Source organism: Kineosporia succinea (genome assembly GCF_030811555.1).
GTDB lineage: Bacteria > Actinomycetota > Actinomycetes > Actinomycetales > Kineosporiaceae > Kineosporia > Kineosporia succinea.
This window is the reverse complement of the sequence record NZ_JAUSQZ010000001.1, coordinates 3,520,826-3,538,739: the sequence shown is the minus strand read 5'-3', so window position 1 is coordinate 3,538,739 and position 17,914 is coordinate 3,520,826. Positions and strand designations below refer to the sequence as shown.

Sequence of the window (17,914 nt, the reverse complement as noted above, 5' to 3'; positions counted from 1 at the left end):
ACATGTCAGACCTGACCCCCAAGGAACTCGCGACGCAGGCCGCCCAGCGGCTCGCCGAGCTCACCGGCATCGAGAAGCACGACGTGGCCCTGACTCTGGGCTCGGGCTGGGCTCCTGCCGCTGACCTGCTGGGTGAGACCGTCGCCGAGATCCCGGCCACCGAGGTGCCCGGCTTCTCGCTGTCCGGGGTGCCCGGTCACGTGGGTCAGCTGCGGTCGGTGCGCATCGAGGGCACCGACAAGCACGCCCTGGTCCTGGGCAGCCGCACGCACTACTACGAGGGCAAGGGCGTGCGCGCCGTGGCCCACGGGGTGCGCACCGCGGCCGCCGCCGGCTGCTCGACGATCGTGCTGACCAACGGCTGCGGTGGGCTCAACCCGGACTGGAAGCCCGGCACCCCGGTGCTGATCAGCGACCACCTGAACCTGACCGGCGCGACACCGCTCGAGGGCGCGACCTTCGTCGACCTCACCGACCTGTACTCGAAGCGGCTGCGCGCGATCTGCCGGGAGGTTCAGCCCGACCTGCCCGAGGGTGTGTACGCGCAGTTCCACGGCCCGCAGTACGAGACCCCGGCCGAGGTGCGCATGGCCGGGCGGCTCGGCGCCGACCTGGTCGGCATGTCCACGGCGCTCGAGGCGATCGCCGCCCGCGAGGCCGGGCTCGAGATCCTCGGCATCTCGCTGGTGACGAACCTGGCCGCGGGCATCAGCGAGACGCCGCTGAGCCACGAGGAGGTGCTCGCCGAGGGCAAGGCCGCGGCGCAGCGCGTCGGGGCGATGCTGGCGCAGGTCGTGCGCAAGCTCTGACGTCCCGGGTCGGCCTCGCGCTCCTGGTGGGCGCGGGGCCGGTTTCGGCTTGAGGACGTTGTGGTCGCCCGGGTCCTCGAACGCACGTCCGCGGGGGTACGGGGCAGAAAGATCAGCCGTTCCGGTCACAACAACCGTCCGGTACGCATCCACCGGATGGCGACCGGGTAAGTTTCCGGTGTGGACGAAACCGAGCTCGCCGGTCTGGTCGACCGAGCGACCCATTGGCGGGACGCGGACCCCGATCCCCGTACCCGGCGCGAGGTGGACCGGCTGATCGAGCTGGTGACCTCCGGCGACTCCATCGTCGACGAGGTTGCGCGCGACGATCTCGCCCAGCGCTTCTCCGGCTCCCTCCAGTTCGGCACCGCGGGACTGCGCGGCGCCCTGGGCGCGGGGCCGAACCGGATGAACCGGGCTGTCGTCATCCGCGCCGCCGCCGGCATCGCCGGCCATCTGCACGCCGCGATCGGGGCCGACGGGGCCGCACCACCCCGGGTGGTGGTCGGTTACGACGCGCGGCACGACTCCGACGTGTTCGCCCGCGACACCTGCGCGGTGCTCACGGCCGCCGGGTGCGTGGCCCAACTGCTGCCCGCCCCGCTGCCGACACCGGTGCTGGCCTTCGCCCTGCGCCGATTCGACGCGGACGCCGGGATCATGGTCACCGCGAGCCACAACCCGCCGCAGGACAACGGTTACAAGGTCTACCTCGGCGGCCGGGCCGACTCCTCCCCCGGCAGCGGCGCGCAGATCGTCCCCCCGATGGACGACCACATCGCCCACCAGATCGCCGCCGCCCCGCCGGCCATCGACGTCCCGATGGCCACCGACGGCTGGGAGCACATCGGCCCCGAGATCGTCGACGAGTACCTGGCCTCGCTCGTGCGGGTGGTCACCCCGGGTGCGGCCCGCGACATCGACATCGTGCTGACGCCGATGCACGGCGTCGGCGGCGGGACCGCGGTGAAGGCCTTCGCGGCCGCCGGTTTTCCCGCGCCGCACCTGGTGCGGGAGCAGGCCGAGCCCGACCCCGACTTTCCCACCGTCAGCTTCCCCAACCCGGAGGAGCCCGGCGCGCTCGACCTGGCGCTGGCCGCGGCCCGCAAGCGCGGGGCCGACCTGGTCATCGCCAACGACCCGGACGCCGACCGGTGCGCGGTGGCCGTGCCCGGCGCCTCGGGATGGCAGATGCTGCGGGGCGACGAGGTGGGGGCGCTGCTCGGCGAGTACCTGCTCTCCCGTTCCTCCGGAGACGCGAAAACCGTGGCCTGCTCGATCGTCTCGTCCCAGCTGCTGGCCCGGGTGGCGGCGGCGCACGGGGCCCGGCACGTCGAGACCCTCACCGGTTTCAAGTGGCTGGCCCGGGTGCCCGAGCTGACCTACGCCTACGAGGAGGCCCTCGGCTACTGCGTGGCCCCGGGCTCGGTGCGCGACAAGGACGGCATCAGCGCCGCCCTGCTCGTGGCCGAGTACGCCGCCGAGCTGAAGGCCCAGGGCCGCACCCTGCTCGACGCGCTCGACGACCTGGCCCGGCGGCACGGACTGCACGCCACCGACCAGTTCTCGGTGCGGGTCGACGACCTGAGCCAGATCTCGGACATGCTCGACCGCATCTCGCAGCACCCGCCGGTGACCATCGCGGGCAGTGCGCTGAAGTCGGCCGAGGACCTCTCCGAGGGGGTCGACGGCCTGCCCGGCACGCCCGGCCTGCGCTATCGCACCACCGACGGCGACCGGGTGATCATCCGCCCGAGCGGCACCGAGCCGAAGCTGAAATGCTATCTGGAAGTGGTGGTCCCGGCCGATCAGGGCAGTGTGGACGCGGCCCGGCAGGTGGCCGCGGAGCGGCTGGCCCGGATCACGGCCGACATCTCGCAGGCGCTGGGGATCTAGCACCCGCCGTCCCACCTCGTCTAGGGACGGCGGAAACCCGCATCACGGAACGAATACTGGGTGACACCCGGCTGCTCCCCCTCACGGGGCGAGCGGTCGGTGCGCATCAGCTGCGTGGGCTCGCTCGGCGCGATCTGCGCGGCGGCGGCCGCCAGGTCGATCGTCGGGCCGAAACCGGCCTTGTCGGCGACACTCTCGACGTAGGGGTCGTCGGGCGCGATCGACCGGGCGCGATCGATCAGGGCCTCGGCCTCGGCCGGGCGCAGCTGCAGCAGACGGATGCTCGCCAGTGAGGCCAGCGCCCGCACCGCCTCGGGGAACCGGGTGAGGTACTCCTCGAGGTCGCCCTCGGCCGCGCTCGGGTCGTCGAGGGTCAGGTTGACCTCGGCCCGCAGATAGCCGATGTGGTCGGCCTCGGAGTCGATCTCGACCCGGCGCAGCGCGGTGTCCAGCCCGGTCTGGTCGTGACCGGTGCCGGCCTGGCTGAGCGCCACGGCCAGGTCACGCACGATCGTCTGGTCTTCCGGGTGCACCTGCATGGCCCGGCGCAGCAGCGGCACGGCCAGGTCGTAGCGCTCCCGCAGGTGCAGCAGACGGCCGAAACGGGCCGGGGCGCCGTCGATGTCGGGGTAGTGCTCGATGAACTGCAGCGCGCTCTCGACGGCCTGGTCGGTGTTGTCGGCGTCGAGGTCGATGATGATGAGGGCCTCGACGGCGAGGTCGTCGTCGGGGTGCATCTCCAGGTAGGTGGCCAGGTCGAGCCGGGCGTCCTCGGGGTCGCCGAGCACCTGCTGGCACTTGCCGCGGACGTACCACATGCGGTTGTCGGCGGGGTTGAGCTCGAGCGAGCGGGTGGCGTGCGGCAGGGCCTCGGACTCACGGTCGAGCATCCACAGCGCGCGGGCCAGACGGCCGTGCTGCGCACCGTCTTCCGGGTCGGCGGCGAGCGCCTGACGCAGGTAGGGCACACACTCGTCGTAGCGGTGCCGGGTGAACAGCCACTGCCCCATCAGCCCGGCGATCCCGGCCCGCTCCTGCGCGGGCATGGTGACGGCGGCCAGGCTGCAGTCGCGCCAGGCCTGGTCGAAGGCCTCGTCGTCGTGCTCCTTGAGCAGCAGCAGGATGTGCGCGCGCTGCAGCAGGGCCTGCGGGTGGGCCATCACCGCGGCCGCGTCGGGCTTGGGACCGAGTGTCTCGTCGAGCAGCTCGAGTGCCTCGGCCAGCGCCTCACGGCTGCCGGTGCCGTGGTGCACCCGGTAGATCGCGTCGGCCAGCTGCACCCCGGTGTCACCGCGGGGCGCGCCCAGGGCCCGGGCCTTGCGCAGCAGCTCGGCGCCACGCGCGTAACGGCCCTCGGACAGCACCTGCTCGATCTCGTGCTCGAGCCGGCGCAGCTCGCGCATCGACTCCAGGTTGGTGCGGCCGCTCAGGTAGTCGGGGCTGAGAGTGTGCACGTTGGTGGCCACGGCCTGCTTGAACCGGGGCCAGGAGAACAGCTCCACGCCCTCCGGACCGGGCTCGAGCACCTGCGGGGTCAGCACCAGCGAGGGCGGCACCTCTCCCTTGGCCTCGCGCACGCCCTGGCCCTCGACCACCCCGATGCGGGTGCGGCCGGTCTCCAGCACGGGAGCCTTGAGCCCGCCGCCGACCAGCATCGGAAAGGCCTCGGAGACGAGCAGCTTGGCCCTGACGTCACCGTCGAGCCGGGCACCGCCGGAGGGACCGGCCCCCGCGAACACCTCGCTGACCCGCAGCTCGCCGTGCACCACCAGCTCGAGGCCGCTGATCGCGACGTTGCGGGCCTTCAGGTCGCCCAGGACGTAGAGGCTCATGCCGCTGTTCGACCGGGGGTGCTGCACGGCCTGGTGCACCAGCAGGTTGCCCGCGATGATCAGGCCGTGCACGTCCGGCTCGGGGCGCGTGAAGGCGGCCGAGACCGCCTCGGCCCCGGCGTGCGGGTCGAGGTCGAGCTCGTCCATCTCGACGTCGCCGACCAGGAGCAGCAGCGACAGCGCCGGGTTGGAGGCCAGCAGCCGGGCCATCATGGTCCGGCGCAGGTCGTAGCGGCCCACCGCGTCCGCGGCGAGGACGCGCCGGGATCCCGGGAAGCGGGCCGGCCGGTACGCCACCGCTCAGTCCTCCTGCCTGCTCAGGCTGCTCAGCCTGCGCCCAGCCGGGCGTACCCGGGTTTCACGACGTCGTCGATCAGCGCGAGCCTCTCGTCGAACGGGATAAATGCACTCTTGAGAGCATTTATGGTGACCCATCGTAGGTCTTCCAGGGTCCATCCCGCCTGCTCGACGAGCAGCGACATCTCGCGCGTCATCGTGGTGCCGGACATCAGCCGGTTGTCGGTGTTCAGGGTGACCCGGAACCGCAGGTCTTTCAGCAGGCCGATCGGGTGCTCGGCGATGCTCGAGGCGGCACCGGTCTGCACGTTGCTGGTCGGGCAGAGCTCGAGCGGGATGCGCTTATCGCGCACCCAGCCGGCGGTGCGGCCGAGCTTGGCGGCCGGGCGGCCGTAGGAGTCGACGCCACCGACGACCTCGATGTCGTCCATGATGCGCACGCCGTGACCGAGCCGGTCGGCACCGCAGACCTGCACGGCCTCCCAGATGCTGGGCAGGCCGAAGGCCTCACCGGCGTGGATGGTCACGTGCATGTTGGCTTCGTGCAGGTAGTCGAAGGCGTCGAGGTGACGCGAGGGCGGGAACCCGGCCTCGGCCCCGGCGATGTCGAAACCGACCACGCCGTTCTCGCGGTGCCGTTCGGCCAGTTCGGCGATCTCGCGGCTGCGGGCGGCGTGGCGCATCGCGGTGACCAGCTGACCGGTGCGGATCGGCGTCCCTGCGGACGCCGCCTCCTTCTCCCCCTCGGCCAGGCCCTCGCCGACCGCGGTGACCACCTCGTCGAGGGTCAGGCCGCCCTCGAGGTGCTGCTCGGGGGCGTAACGGATCTCGGCGTAGACCACGCCGTCGGCGGCCAGGTCGAGAGCGGCCTCGCGGGCCACGCGCACCAGGTCGTCACGCCGCTGCATCACCGCGACGGTGTGCACGAACGTCTCGAGGTAGCGCTCCAGGGACCCCGAGTCGGCGCTGCGGCGGAACCATTCACGCAGCTCGGCCTCGTCGGTCGCGGGCAGCTCGTGGCCGATCTCGGCCGCGATCGCGATGATCGTCCCCGGTCTGAGGCCGCCGTCCAAATGATCGTGCAGCAGGACCTTCGGAGCCCGGGCAATGGTGTCGGCATCTGGACGGGTCACGGGCGGGAGCTTACTGCCCGGCACCCGTCGGGCGGACGTTCGTCAGCCAGTTGCCGCTGGATCGTAATTGCCCATTCGGCTCACGAGCCCTCCGGCTCTTTCGGCCGGTCTCCGTCCCACCGCTTGGGGTCGGCGTACCAGTCGCGGTCGGCGATGCCCTCGGTGTCGCTTCTCGAGACGGAAGGACGCGCCCGCTTGGGTTCGCCGGGCATCTTCGGGTAGTCGGGCGGGAACGGCAGCTCCCCCAGCCCGTTGTCGAGGTCTTTCTGCCAGAGCGCGAGCGCCGGGGCGATGTCACCGGCATCGCCGTGCATGGACTCCCAGGGGTCGCCGCGGTCGGCCAGGAGCTGCGGAACCGTGCGCACGGTCAGGGTTCTCGGGTCGATGCTTCCCAGCTCGTCCCAGGTCAGCGGGGTGGAGACGGGGGCGTGCGGCAGAGGACGCGGGCTGTAGGCGCCGGCCATGGTGCGGTCGCGGGTGCACTGGTTGAAATCGACGAAGACCCGTTCGCCCCGCTCCTCCTTCCACCAGTCCATCGTCACCAGATCCGGGTCGCGACGCTGCAGTTCACGCCCGATGCCGATGGCCGCGTGACGCACGTCGAGGAACTCGTGGTCGGGCCGGATCGGGACGAACACGTGGACGCCCCGGTTGCCCGAGCTCTTCGCGTAGCCGGTGAGGCCCAGCTCGGCCAGCAGGTCGTTCAGCTGCCGGGCCGCCGTCACCGCGTCCTGGTAGTCGCGGCCGGGCTGCGGGTCGAGGTCGAGGCGCAGTTCATCGGGGTTGTCGGGGTTCTCGCTGCGCACCGGCCAGGGGTGGAAGGTCAGCGTGTTCATCTGCACGGCCCAGACCGCGGTGGCGATCTCGTCGACCACGAGCTGCGGGTGACTGCGCCCGCTGGGGTAGGTGACCGTGACCGAGCGGGCGTAGGCGGGCACGCCGCGGGGCGGGTTCTTGGAGTAGAACCGTTCGCCGCCCAGGCCTTCCGGGAACCGCTCGAGCGAGACCGGGCGGTCGCCCAGGGCCCGCACCAGCGCCGGGCCCACCGCGACGACGTACTCGGCCAGGTCTTTCTTGGTCAGCCCCTCGTCCGGGTAGAGCACCCGCTCCGGACTGGACAGGCGCACCGACCGGGTGCCCTCCGGCCCCTCGACCTCGATCTGCACCGCCGCGCTCTTGCCGGCCATCGCGCCCTCTCCTCGTCCTCGACAACTCACCAGGGTCGCCGGGGCGACCACCGCGTCCCCCATGGCCCGAAACCCGCGCCGCCACTCAAGACCGCCGCCCCGCCCGGAACTAATCGCCCACGATCTTCGGCGCCTTCGAACCCACCGGCGACAGCACGTCCTCCAGCCGGAAGTTCACCGGCCGCTCCAGCTGGTCGTAGCCACAGCTGGCCGGCTCCCGGTCGGGACGCCAGCGCCGGAACTGGGCCGTGTGCCGGAAGCGGTCGCCCTCCATCTGGTCGTAGGCCACCTCCACCACCAGCGAGGGCCGCAACGGCACGAACGACAGGTCTTTCGTGGCGTTCCAGCGCGACACGTTGCCGGGCATCCGCTGGTGCTCGTGCGCCTGGGCCTCGGCCCACTGGCCCCACGGATGCTCGCCCAGCTCCTCGACGGCCATCCGGTAGGGCTCCAGCTCCTCCACCAGCTCGGCCCGCCGGACCATCGGGAACGACGCCGCGACGCCCACGTGCTGCAGCGACCCGTCCTCGCGGTGGAGCCCGAGCAGCAGCGAGCCCACGATCGGCCCGCTCTTGTGCCAGCGGAACCCGGCCACCACGCAGTCGGCCGTGCGGGCGTGCTTCACCTTGAACATCGTTCGCTTGTCGGGCAGGTACGGGCCGTCCAGCGGTTTGGCGACCACCCCGTCCAGCCCGGCGCCCTCGAACATGCCGAACCACTCCCGGCCGGTCTCCAGGTCGGTCGTGGCCGGGGTGCAGTACACCGGGGCCTTCGCGGCCGAGAGGGCCTGCACCAGCCGCGCCCGGCGTTCCGAGAACGGTTGCTCCATGAGGTTCTCGTCACCCAGCGCAAGCAGGTCGAAGGCGATGAACGAGGCCGGGGTCTGCTCGGCCAGCAGCTTGATCCGGCTGGCGGCGGGATGGATGCGCTGCTGCAGCACCTCGAACTGCAGACGGTCACCGACGATGGTGACGATCTCGCCGTCCACCACGCAGCGTTCCGGCAGGTTCTGCCGCAGCGCCTCGACGAGCTCCGGGAAATATCGCGTCATCGGCTTCTCGTTGCGGCTGCCGAGCTCGATCTCGTCGCCGTCCTTGAAGACGATCGTGCGAAATCCGTCCCACTTCGGCTCGACGTGACCGACGTCGGGAATCTCCGGCACCGACTTCGCCAGCATCGGTTTGACCGGCGGCATCACGGGCAGATCCATGCCGCCCATCGTGTCACCGACAGCCCGCGACGACAGGAAAGACAGGCAATGTCACCGCACGCGCGGCCGATCGCGTCTGCGATCGGGCGCCCGCTGTGGTCTGCTTGGGCGCATGTCCGATCCGCAGATCGCGCGGCCGCGAGACGTCGGCCTCCCCGAACCCGTACTGGCTTGTCTCTTCGACCTGGACGGCGTCATCACCGACACCGCGTCGGTGCATGCCTCCGCCTGGAAGGAGATGTTCGACTCCTACCTCCAGGAGCGGGCCGAACGCCTCGGTGAGGAGTTCGTGCCCTTCGGCATCGCCACCGACTACGTGAAGTACGTCGACGGCAAGCGCCGGCAGGACGGCACGCGCAGCTTCCTGGCCTCCCGCAACATCACGCTGCCCGAGGGCGAGTCCGACGACTCGCCCGAGACCGAGTCGATCAACGGGCTCGGCACCCGCAAGAACAACCTGGTCCACGCCAAGATCGCCTCCGAGGGCGTCACCGTCTACGAGGGTTCCGTGCGCTACCTGGAGGCCGCGCAGGCCGCCGGGCTGCGCATCGCCGTGGTCTCCAGTTCCGCCAACACCGCCGAGATCCTCAAGGTGACCGGCCTGGAGAAGTTCGTCGAGGCCCGGGTCGACGCGCAGCACGCGATCGCCAACGGCCTGCACGGCAAGCCCTCCCCCGAGACCTTCGTCGAGGGCGCCCGTCTGCTGGGCGTCGAGACCCGTCAGGCCGTTGTCTTCGAAGACGCCATCGCCGGTGTCGAGGCGGGTCGCGACGGTGACTTCGGCCTCGTCGTCGGGGTCGACCGGGTCGGCCACGCAGCGGCGTTGTCCCAGCATGGTGCTGATGTGGTGGTTACCGATCTCGCTCAGCTGATAGATAACGCCGCATGAATCGCCGAGCCGCCTTCACCGTCGAACCCTGGTGCATCCGGGAGACCGAGCTCCATCTGGACGACCTGGGATCCACCGAGTCCGTCTTCGCCCTCTCGAACGGGCACATCGGCATCCGCGGCAACCTGGACGAGGGGGAACCGCACGGCCTGCCGGGCACCTACCTGAACTCGGTCTACGAAAGAAGGCCGCTGCCGCACGCCGAGGCCGGTTACGGCTACCCGGAGTCCGGTCAGACGGTCATCAACGTGACCAACGGCAAGCTGATCCGGCTCCTCGTCGACGACGAGCCGTTCGACCTGCGCTACGGCCACCTCGACAAGCACGAGCGGGTGCTCGACATGCGCGCGGGCACCCTGACCCGCGAGGTCGAGTGGCGTTCGCCGGCCGACCAGGCGGTGAAGGTCACGAGCACCCGGCTGGTCTCGTTCACCCACCGCTCGGTGATGGCCATCGCCTACGAGGTCGAGCCGCTGCACGAGACCGCCCGCGTGGTGCTGCAGTCCGAGCTGGTGGCGAACGAGCAGATGCCCGAGAGCGGTTCGGTCGACCCGCGGGTGGCCGCAGCCATGCACAATCCGCTCCAGGCGCTCGAGCACGACTGCAACGGCAACCGCATCACGCTGGTGCACGAGACCCGGCACAGCGGCCGCCGGGTGGCCGCCGCGGCCGAGCACGTCATCGAGGTGCCCGAGGGCGTCAAGGTGTCCACCAACTGGGGCGTGCGCCCCGACTGGGGCCGCCTCACCGTCACCGCCACCCTCAAGCCGGGCCAGAAGCTGCGGCTGATCAAGTTCGTCAGCTACGGCTGGAGCTCGCAGCGTTCGCTCCCGGCCCTGCGTGACCAGGTGGCGGCCGGCCTGACCGGGGCCATCCACACCGGCTGGGACGACCTGCGGGCCGAGCAGCGGCAGTACCTGGACGAGTTCTGGGCGCGCGCCGACGTCGAGGTCGACGGTGACGAAGAGCTGCAGCAGGCCGTGCGTTTCGCGTTGTTCCACATCATCCAGGCGGGTGCCCGGGCGGAGCAGCGGCCGGTCTCGGCGAAGGGCCTGACCGGCCCGGGCTACGACGGCCACTGCTTCTGGGACACCGAGACCTTCGTGCTGCCGGTGCTCATCCACACCGCCCCGCGCGCGGCGGCCGACGCCCTGCGCTGGCGGCACAGCACCCTGCAGAAGGCGAAAGACCGCGCGGCCACGCTCGGCCTGAAGGGTGCCTCGTTCCCGTGGCGCACGATCAACGGTGACGAGTGCTCCGGCTACTGGCCGGCCGGCACGGCGGCGTTCCACATCAACGCCGACATCGCCGACGCCGTGATCCGCTACCACGGGGCCACGGAAGACGACGAGTTCGACCGGGAGATCGGCCTGCCCCTGCTGGTCGAGACCGCCCGGCTGTGGCAGTCGTTCGGCCAGTTCGACCGCGACGGCTGGTTCCGCATCGACGGGGTCACCGGGCCGGACGAGTACAGCGCGATCACCGACAACAACGTCTACACCAACCTCATGGCCCAGCGGAACCTCCGGGCCGCCGCCACCGCCGCCTCGAGCTACACCGAAGAGGCTGCGGCACTTGAGGTCACGGCGGAGGAGATCAGCATCTGGCGGCAGTGTGCCGACGCGATGTTCATCCCCTTCAACGAGGCGCTGGGCGTGCACGAGCAGGCCGAGAACTTCACCAAGCACGCGGTGATGGACTTCGAGTCGCTCACCGAGGAGGACTACCCCCTCCTGCTGACCATGCCGTACGTGCAGCTGTACCGGAAGCAGGTCGTCAAGCAGGCCGACCTGGTGCTGGCCATGCAGCTGCGCGGCGACGCCTTCACCCCGGAGCAGAAGGCGGCGAACTTCGCCTACTACGAGAAGCTCACGGTGCGGGACTCGTCGCTGTCGGCCTGCACGCAGTCGGTGATGGCGGCCGAGGTCGGGCACCTCGGCCTGGCGTACGACTACACCATCGAGAACGCCCTCACCGACCTGCACGACCTGCACAGCAACACGACGAACGGGCTGCACATCGCCGCACTGGCGGGCACCTGGATGTCACTGGTCGCCGGGTTCGGCGGAATGCGCGACACGTCGGGCACTCTCGCCTTCGCGCCGCGTCTGCCCGACGGGCTCGACCGGCTCGCCTTCACGATCACCCACAAGGGCCTGCGCCTGCGGGTGGAGACGGACGGCAAGCAGGCGACCTATCTGCTCACCGACCACGAGCGCAACCCGGAGGACGAGATGGACATCCTCCACCACGGCGACCTGGTCACGCTCAAGCTGGGCGATCCGGTCACCCTGGCGGTGCCGCCCAGCCCGACCCGCCCGAAGCCGTCCCAGCCGTTCGGCCGGGAGCCGATGCAGCGCGGGTAGTTTCCGGCGATCAATGTGGGACGCTCACCAGCCCTCTTCAGGGCTGGTGAGCGTCCCACATTTGGTTGGCTTCTCAGGCTTCTCAGGCCGTGATGCGATCGATGATCAGCGGACGAGGCTCCGGCCGGCTGCCCACGGGGGCGATCACGTAACCACCCTCGAGCGCCTCGACCGCCTGCTCGAACCGCTCGGGAGTGTCGGTGTGCAGCGTGAAAAGCGGTTGCCCGGCGCTGACTTCGGCACCCGGCTTGGCGTGCATCTCGACACCGGCCCCGGCCTGCACCGGGTCTTCCTTGCGCGAGCGACCGGCCCCCAGACGCCAGGCGCTCACCCCCACCGCCATCGCGTCGAGGCTCACCAGCACCCCGTCGGCGGGCGCGAGCACCTGGTGCGTGTGCTGCGCGACCGGCAGCGGGGCATCCGGGTCACCGCCCTGCGCGGCGATCATCTTCTTCCACGAGTCCATCGCCCGGCCGTCCTTCAGGGCGGCCTCGGGATCGGCGGAAATACCTGCGGTCTCGAGCATCTCGCGAGCCAGGGCGATCGTCAGCTCGACCACGTCGGGGGGTCCGCCGCCGGCCAGCACCTCCAGCGACTCGCGGACCTCGAGCGCGTTGCCGGCGGTCAGCCCGAGGGGCGTGGACATGTCGGTCAGCAGCGCCACGGTGTTCACCCCGGCGTCCGTACCGAGCCGCACCATGGTCTGCGCCAGAACCCGGGCCTGCTCCTCGCTCTTCATGAACGCGCCCGAGCCGACCTTCACGTCGAGCACCAGCGCCCCGGTGCCCTCGGCGATCTTCTTGCTCATGATCGACGACGCGATCAGCGGCACCGCCTCGACCGTGCCGGTGACGTCGCGCAGGGCGTACATCTTGCGGTCGGCCGGGGCCAGGCCCTCACCGGCGGCGCAGATGACGCCGCCGACGTCCTCGAGCTGGCGGGCCATCTCGGCGTTGCTGAGCCGCGCGCGCCAGCCGGGGATCGACTCCAGCTTGTCGAGCGTGCCCCCGGTGTGGCCGAGACCGCGGCCGGACAGCTGGGGCACGGCCGCCCCGAGCGCGGCGACCAGCGGGGTCAGGGGCAGGGTGATCTTGTCGCCCACGCCGCCGGTGGAGTGCTTGTCGGTGGTCGGGCGGGACAGGCCGCCGAAGTCCAGGCGCTCGCCGGACGCGATCATCGCGGCGGTCCAGCGAGAGATCTCCTCCGGCTGCATGCCGTTGAGCAGGATGGCCATGAGCAGCGCGGACATCTGCTCGTCGGCCACGACGCCGCGGGTGTACGCGTCGACCACCCAGTCGATCTGCGCGTCACTCAGGCGGTTGCGGTCTCGCTTGGCCGCGATGACGTCGACGGCGGCGAAGGGTTCGGTCATGTCGCGAGGTTAACGAAGGGACGCGTGGGGTGGCGGTGGGAGGGCCGCTCACTTCTTCTGCCGGGCGCGTACGGACCTGTGCCCGGCGCCCTGTGCCCTGCGCCCTGCGCCCGGCGCCCTGTGCCCTGCGCCCTGTGCCCTGCGCCCGGCGCCCGGCGCCCTGCGCCCGGCGCCCTGCGCCCGGCGCCCGGCGCCCGGCGCCCGGCCAGAGCCCACCCACCCGGGGCACGCGCCACGCCCGCCCATGGTTGTCACGGGTGCAGGGCGGGAGCCGGCAGAACCCCAGATGCCCGGCCGCCAAAACACCGGAGCCGCTCCGGATGTCCCCGGAGCGGCTCCCGATCTTCCGCACACGTGTGCGATCAGGTGTGCGATCAGGTGTGCGTCGGCCCCGTCGCCCGCGACAGGTCGGCCGGCCCGAAGGCGTCGGGCAGCACCTGGGTCATCGGGACGATGCCGTGGCTGGTCTCGACCAGCAGCTCGGGCCCACCGAATTCGTACAGCAGCTGACGACAGCGCCCGCACGGCATCAGGTTCTCACCGTCCGGCCCGACGCAGGTGAAGGCGATCAGGCGCCCTCCCCCGGTCGCGTTCAGCGACGAGACCAGCCCGCACTCGGCGCACAGACCCACGCCGTACGAGGCGTTCTCGACGTTGCAGCCGGTCACGATGCGGCCGTCGTCGACCAGGGCCGCCGCGCCCACCGGGAAGCCGGAGTAGGGCGCGTAGGCCTTCTGCATGATGAACCGCGCCTGCGAGCGCAGCGCCACCCAGTCGATCTGGTGCGGGTCGGCATCGCCCGCGACCCGGCCCGGGTACAGGTCCGGGTCGGCCTCGGCGGCCGCCCGCTGACCGGCGGCCCCCTCCTCGCCGGTGCCCACGTCGTCCCTCATCGTCATTTGCCCTCCGGCCGGTAGACCAGCCCGTCGGCCTTGGGCATCCGCAGATGCTGGGCGGCCAGGGCCAGGACGAGCAGCGTGGTCACGTACGGGGTCATCGTGGTGATCGGGCCGGGCAGCTCGTCGGTGGCGAGGTACCAGACCAGCGACAGCACGGCGAACACCAGCCCGACGCCGGCGGTGACCCAGCGGCGGCGGTAGAGGTTGAGCGCGGTGACGACGAGCAGCAGCGCGAAGACCACCAGCAGCAGCGCGTGCACGGCGGTGGCGTTGCGCAGCTGCATGGCGTCGGTGTAGCCGAACAGGCCCGCACCCGCGACCAGGCCACCCGGACGCCAGTTACCGAAGATCATCGCGGCGAGACCGATGTACCCACGGCCACCGGTCTGGCCCTCGCGGTACAGGCTCGAGGCCACGATCGCCAGGAACGCACCGGCCAGGCCGGCGAGCCCACCGGAGACGACGACGGCCACGTACTTGTAGAGCCGCACCTTCACGCCGAGCGACTCGGCGGCGTGCGGGTCTTCTCCGACCGAGCGCAGGCGCAGGCCGAAAGGGGTCTGCCAGAGGATCACGTAGGTGGCGATCACCAGCAGGATCGAGATGATCGTCAGGATCGAGACGTTGGTGAGCAGGCCGCGCAGGATCCCGGCGAGGTCGGAGAGCAGGAACCAGTGGTGGCTCTCGAGCGGCTCCAGCACCGACGTGAGCCCGGGCACCGACGGCTTGGGCAGACCGGAGATCTGCGGCGACTGGGTCTCGCCGCCACCGGGGGTGTCGGCGAGGAGCTCGCCGGCCAGGTACTGGGTGGCGCCGAGGCCGAGGATGTTGATCGCGACACCGGACACCACGTGGTCGACGCCGAACGTGACGGTGGCGACGGCGTGCACCAGGCCACCGATGGCGCCGAAGGCCACGGCCATCAGCACACCGGCCCAGGGGCCGTGCTGCCAGCCGATCCAGCCGGCGCCGAACGTACCGAGGATCATCATGCCCTCGAGGCCGATGTTGACCACGCCCGCGCGCTCCGACCACAGACCGCCCAGACCGGCCAGGCCGATCGGCACGGCCAGCATCAGCGCGGCGCTGACGGTGCCGTTGGAGGTCAGGTCGGTGGCTCCGGTGATCACCCGGATCAGGCTGAGCACCACCAGGCCGACGACGACGTAGAGGGTGATGCGGACGGGCCTGCTGAGGCCCGCCTTGGCCTCCGGGGCGGTGGTCTCTTCCAGCGTGGCGGTCATGCCTGCGCTCCCTGCGGCTCGTTCTCCGGGCGGGCCTCGCTGAGCCGGCGGCCGACCTCACGCTGCTGCGCCACGAGGCGGTAGCGGCGCACCAGCTCGTAGGCGATGACGACGGACAGCACGATCACTCCCTGCGTGATCATGACGATCTCCTTGGGCACACCCTCGAGGTCGAGGATCTGCGAGGAGTTGTCGAGGAAGCCCCACAGCAGCGAGCCGATCGCCACGCCGAGCGCGGTGTTGCGGCCGAGCAGGGCGATCGCGATGCCGGTGAAGCCCAGGCCGGTCGGGAAGTCCAGCGAGTAGGTGTAACTGGAGCCGAGCAGCTGCGGCATGCCGACCAGGCCGGCGATACCGCCCGAGATCGCCATGCTGATCAGCACCATGCGCTTGACGTTGACGCCGCTGGCGACCGCGGCCTCCTCGTTGCGGCCGGTGGCGCGCAGGTCGAAACCGAAGCGGCTGCGCTCGATCACGAACCAGTAGAGGAAACCGACGATCGCGGCCAGCACGATCAGGCCGTAGATCTTCAGCTGCGAGTCCGGCACCAGCGGCAGGCCGCCGACCCGGCCGCTGGGCGCGATCTCCTTGGTGCCGATGTTGTTCGAGCCCTCGGCCTGCACCGCCAGCTTGTCGGTGGTGAGCAGGTAGGCGATCAGCGCGGTGGTGATCGAGTTCAGCATGATCGTGGAGATCACCTCGCTGATCCCGCGGTAGACCTTGAGCAGACCGGCGACGGCGGCCCAGAGCCCGCCGACCAGCATGGCCACGACCAGGATCAGGCCGACGTGCAGCACGGCGGGCAGCTCGACCGCCCCGCCGACCGCGGCCGCGAGCAGCGCCGCGAGCCGGTACTGGCCGTCGACGCCGATGTTGAACAGGTTCATCCGGAACCCGAACGAGACCGCGAGCGCCGCGAAGTAGTAGGTCACGGCCGAGTTGATGATCAGCGCGGTGGTGCGCGGCTCCTGCGCGTACTCGATCATCTTCTGGAACGTGCTGAACGGGTCGTTGCCCGAGATGCTCAGCACGACTGAGGTGATGATCAGCGACAGCACGATCGCCAGCAGCGGGGCGGCCAGTGACAGGCCGACGCGGCGCACGGTGTCCATGTTCAGCTTCATGCTGCCTCACCGGCCCCGGTCATCGCGGAGCCGAGTTGCTCGGGGGTGACGGTCGACGGGTCGACCTGGGCGACCAGCTCGCCGCGCAGGATCACGGTCAGGCTGTCGGAGAGACCGATCAGCTCGTCCATGTCGGCGCTGATCAGCAGCACGGCCAGGCCCTCGGCGCGGGCGGTGCGCAGCAGGTCCCAGATGGCCGACTGGGCGCCGACGTCGACGCCCCGGGTGGGGTGCGCGGCGATCAGCAGCTTGGGCTCGCCGCTCATCTCGCGGCCGACGATCAGCTTCTGCTGGTTGCCGCCGGACAGGGCGGAGGCGGCGACGTCGATGGACGGGGTGCGCACGTCGTACTCGCGCACGATCCGCTCGGTGTCGGCGCGGGCCCCGGCCCGGTCGATCAGCGGGCCCTTGACGTTCGGGCGGCGGGTCTGGTGCCCGAGGACGCGGTTCTCCCAGAGCGGGGCCTCGAGGATCAGGCCGTGCCGGTGCCGGTCCTCCGGGATGTACCCGAGTCCGGCCTCGCGGCGGCGCTTCGTGGTCCAGGCGGTGATGTCGTCGCCGACGAGCTTGATCGTGCCGTTCTCGACGGTGCGCATGCCCATGATCGACTCGACCAGCTCGGCCTGCCCGTTGCCCTCGACCCCGGCCAGGCCCAGCACCTCACCGGCGTGGATGGTCAGGGTGATGTCGCGCAGCAGGTGCCGGCCGTCTTCGACCAGGTTGACGCCGGACAGTTCCAGCACCGGCCGGTCGGTGACCGTGGAGTCGCTGGTCTGCGGCGAGGGGAGCTCGCTGCCGACCATCAACTCGGCGAGCTGGCGGGAGCTGACCGTCTTGGGGTCGGCGGTGGCGACGGTGGTACCGCGGCGCATGACGGTGATGTCGTCGGCGACGGTGCGGACCTCGTCGAGCTTGTGCGAGATGAAGATGATCGACAGGCCCTGGGCCTTCAGCACGCCCAGGGCGTCGAAGAGGGCGTCGACCTCCTGCGGCACCAGCACGGCGGTGGGCTCGTCGAGCACCAGGATGCGCGCGCCGCGGTAGAGGACCTTGATGATCTCGACCCGCTGCCGGTCGCCCACACCGAGGCGCTCGACCAGCGCGTCGGGGTCGACCTCGAGGCCGTACTGCTTGCCGATCTCGCGGATCTTCGTGCGGGCCGAGGCGCGGTTCAGGCCGAAGCCGCCCCAGCGCTTGGGCTCGGCGCCGAGCACGACGTTCTCGAGAACGGTCAGGTTGTCGGCGAGCATGAAGTGCTGGTGCACCATGCCCACGCCGCGGGCGATCGCGTCGGAGGGGCTGTGCAGCACGACCGTCTCGCCGTTCAGCGTGATCGTGCCCTCGTCCGGCTTGTGCATGCCGTAGAGGGTCTTCATCAGCGTGGACTTGCCGGCGCCGTTCTCCCCGACCACGGCGTGCACCGTGCCGGGCCGGACCCGCAGGTTCACGTCATGGTTGGCGACTACGCCAGGGAACCGTTTGGTGATGCCTGAGAGCTCGACCGCGGGGACCACGCCACCCGCGCTCGGCCCGCCGGCCACCGCGTCTTCCGACTCGGGCATCAACGGGACACCTTTCCCACTGCTGGACTTCCGTTTCCGGAGGGGACAACCGGACCGCCGTCCCACCCGGAGACTTCCAGGTGGGACGGCGGCC

13 protein-coding genes are annotated in these 17,914 nt (G+C 70.9%); 4 read left to right on the top strand and 9 right to left on the bottom strand.

The annotated features are described in order from the left end of the window. Nucleotides 1-2: 2 nt before the first annotated feature. Together J2S57_RS15525 and J2S57_RS15520 are read left to right on the top strand one after the other, a co-directional pair. Nucleotides 3-809 (top strand): purine-nucleoside phosphorylase, encoded by an 807-nt coding sequence (locus J2S57_RS15525; protein ID WP_307243278.1) that lies wholly within the window; start codon nucleotides 3-5, stop codon nucleotides 807-809. 180 nt (nucleotides 810-989) lie between these two features. Beyond that, nucleotides 990-2,705 carry a phospho-sugar mutase gene (locus tag J2S57_RS15520; RefSeq protein ID WP_307243276.1) on the top strand — a complete coding sequence of 572 codons (1,716 nt, stop codon included), beginning with the start codon at nucleotides 990-992 and terminating at the stop codon, nucleotides 2,703-2,705. 20 nt (nucleotides 2,706-2,725) lie between these two features. Here J2S57_RS15520 and J2S57_RS15515 read toward each other — a convergent pair whose 3' ends face one another. The 4 genes from J2S57_RS15515 to J2S57_RS15500 form a co-directional block, all read right to left on the bottom strand. Continuing rightward, the gene (locus tag J2S57_RS15515) at nucleotides 2,726-4,834 is read right to left on the bottom strand and encodes a tetratricopeptide repeat protein (RefSeq protein WP_307243273.1); all 2,109 of its coding nucleotides are present in this window, start codon (nucleotides 4,832-4,834) and stop codon (nucleotides 2,726-2,728) included. Nucleotides 4,835-4,863: 29 nt separating this feature from the next. Beyond that, entirely contained in the window at nucleotides 4,864-5,967 is a 1,104-nt protein-coding gene (locus J2S57_RS15510; RefSeq protein WP_307243271.1) for an adenosine deaminase, read from the bottom strand. 80 nt (nucleotides 5,968-6,047) lie between these two features. Beyond that, on the bottom strand, nucleotides 6,048-7,154 hold the full coding sequence (ligD, locus tag J2S57_RS15505; protein ID WP_307243269.1) for a non-homologous end-joining DNA ligase: 1,107 nt from the start codon (nucleotides 7,152-7,154) through the stop codon (nucleotides 6,048-6,050). Nucleotides 7,155-7,263: 109 nt separating this feature from the next. Further along, nucleotides 7,264-8,364 carry an ATP-dependent DNA ligase gene (locus J2S57_RS15500; protein WP_307243266.1) on the bottom strand — a complete coding sequence of 367 codons (1,101 nt, stop codon included), beginning with the start codon at nucleotides 8,362-8,364 and terminating at the stop codon, nucleotides 7,264-7,266. Nucleotides 8,365-8,476: 112 nt separating this feature from the next. Here J2S57_RS15500 and J2S57_RS15495 point away from each other — a divergent pair, with 112 nt between their 5' ends. Together J2S57_RS15495 and J2S57_RS15490 are read left to right on the top strand one after the other, a co-directional pair. Continuing rightward, complete coding sequence (locus tag J2S57_RS15495; RefSeq protein WP_307243264.1) at nucleotides 8,477-9,253, top strand: beta-phosphoglucomutase family hydrolase; 777 nt, start codon at nucleotides 8,477-8,479, stop codon at nucleotides 9,251-9,253. Beyond that, the gene (locus J2S57_RS15490) at nucleotides 9,250-11,619 is read left to right on the top strand and encodes a glycoside hydrolase family 65 protein (RefSeq protein WP_307243262.1); all 2,370 of its coding nucleotides are present in this window, start codon (nucleotides 9,250-9,252) and stop codon (nucleotides 11,617-11,619) included. The genes J2S57_RS15495 and J2S57_RS15490 overlap by 4 nt, the downstream gene beginning before the upstream one ends. A gap of 82 nt (nucleotides 11,620-11,701) precedes the next feature. Here J2S57_RS15490 and J2S57_RS15485 read toward each other — a convergent pair whose 3' ends face one another. The 5 genes from J2S57_RS15485 to J2S57_RS15465 all read right to left on the bottom strand — a co-directional run bounded on the left by J2S57_RS15485 (nucleotide 11,702) and on the right by J2S57_RS15465 (nucleotide 17,820). After that, a complete protein-coding gene (locus J2S57_RS15485) occupies nucleotides 11,702-12,991 on the bottom strand; it encodes a thymidine phosphorylase (protein ID WP_307243260.1) in 1,290 nt (429 codons plus the stop codon). A 374-nt stretch (nucleotides 12,992-13,365) separates the two neighbouring features. Further along, complete coding sequence (locus J2S57_RS15480) at nucleotides 13,366-13,812, bottom strand: cytidine deaminase (protein WP_370882652.1); 447 nt, start codon at nucleotides 13,810-13,812, stop codon at nucleotides 13,366-13,368. Nucleotides 13,813-13,886: 74 nt separating this feature from the next. After that, a complete protein-coding gene (locus J2S57_RS15475; RefSeq protein WP_307243255.1) occupies nucleotides 13,887-15,134 on the bottom strand; it encodes an ABC transporter permease in 1,248 nt (415 codons plus the stop codon). Next, complete coding sequence (locus J2S57_RS15470; protein WP_307243253.1) at nucleotides 15,131-16,258, bottom strand: ABC transporter permease; 1,128 nt, start codon at nucleotides 16,256-16,258, stop codon at nucleotides 15,131-15,133. The genes J2S57_RS15475 and J2S57_RS15470 overlap by 4 nt, the downstream gene beginning before the upstream one ends. Beyond that, nucleotides 16,255-17,820, bottom strand: coding sequence for an ABC transporter ATP-binding protein (locus J2S57_RS15465; RefSeq protein WP_307243251.1), 1,566 nt, complete (start codon nucleotides 17,818-17,820; stop codon nucleotides 16,255-16,257). Before J2S57_RS15465 ends, J2S57_RS15470 begins: the two co-directional genes overlap by 4 nt. Nucleotides 17,821-17,914: the final 94 nt, after the last annotated feature.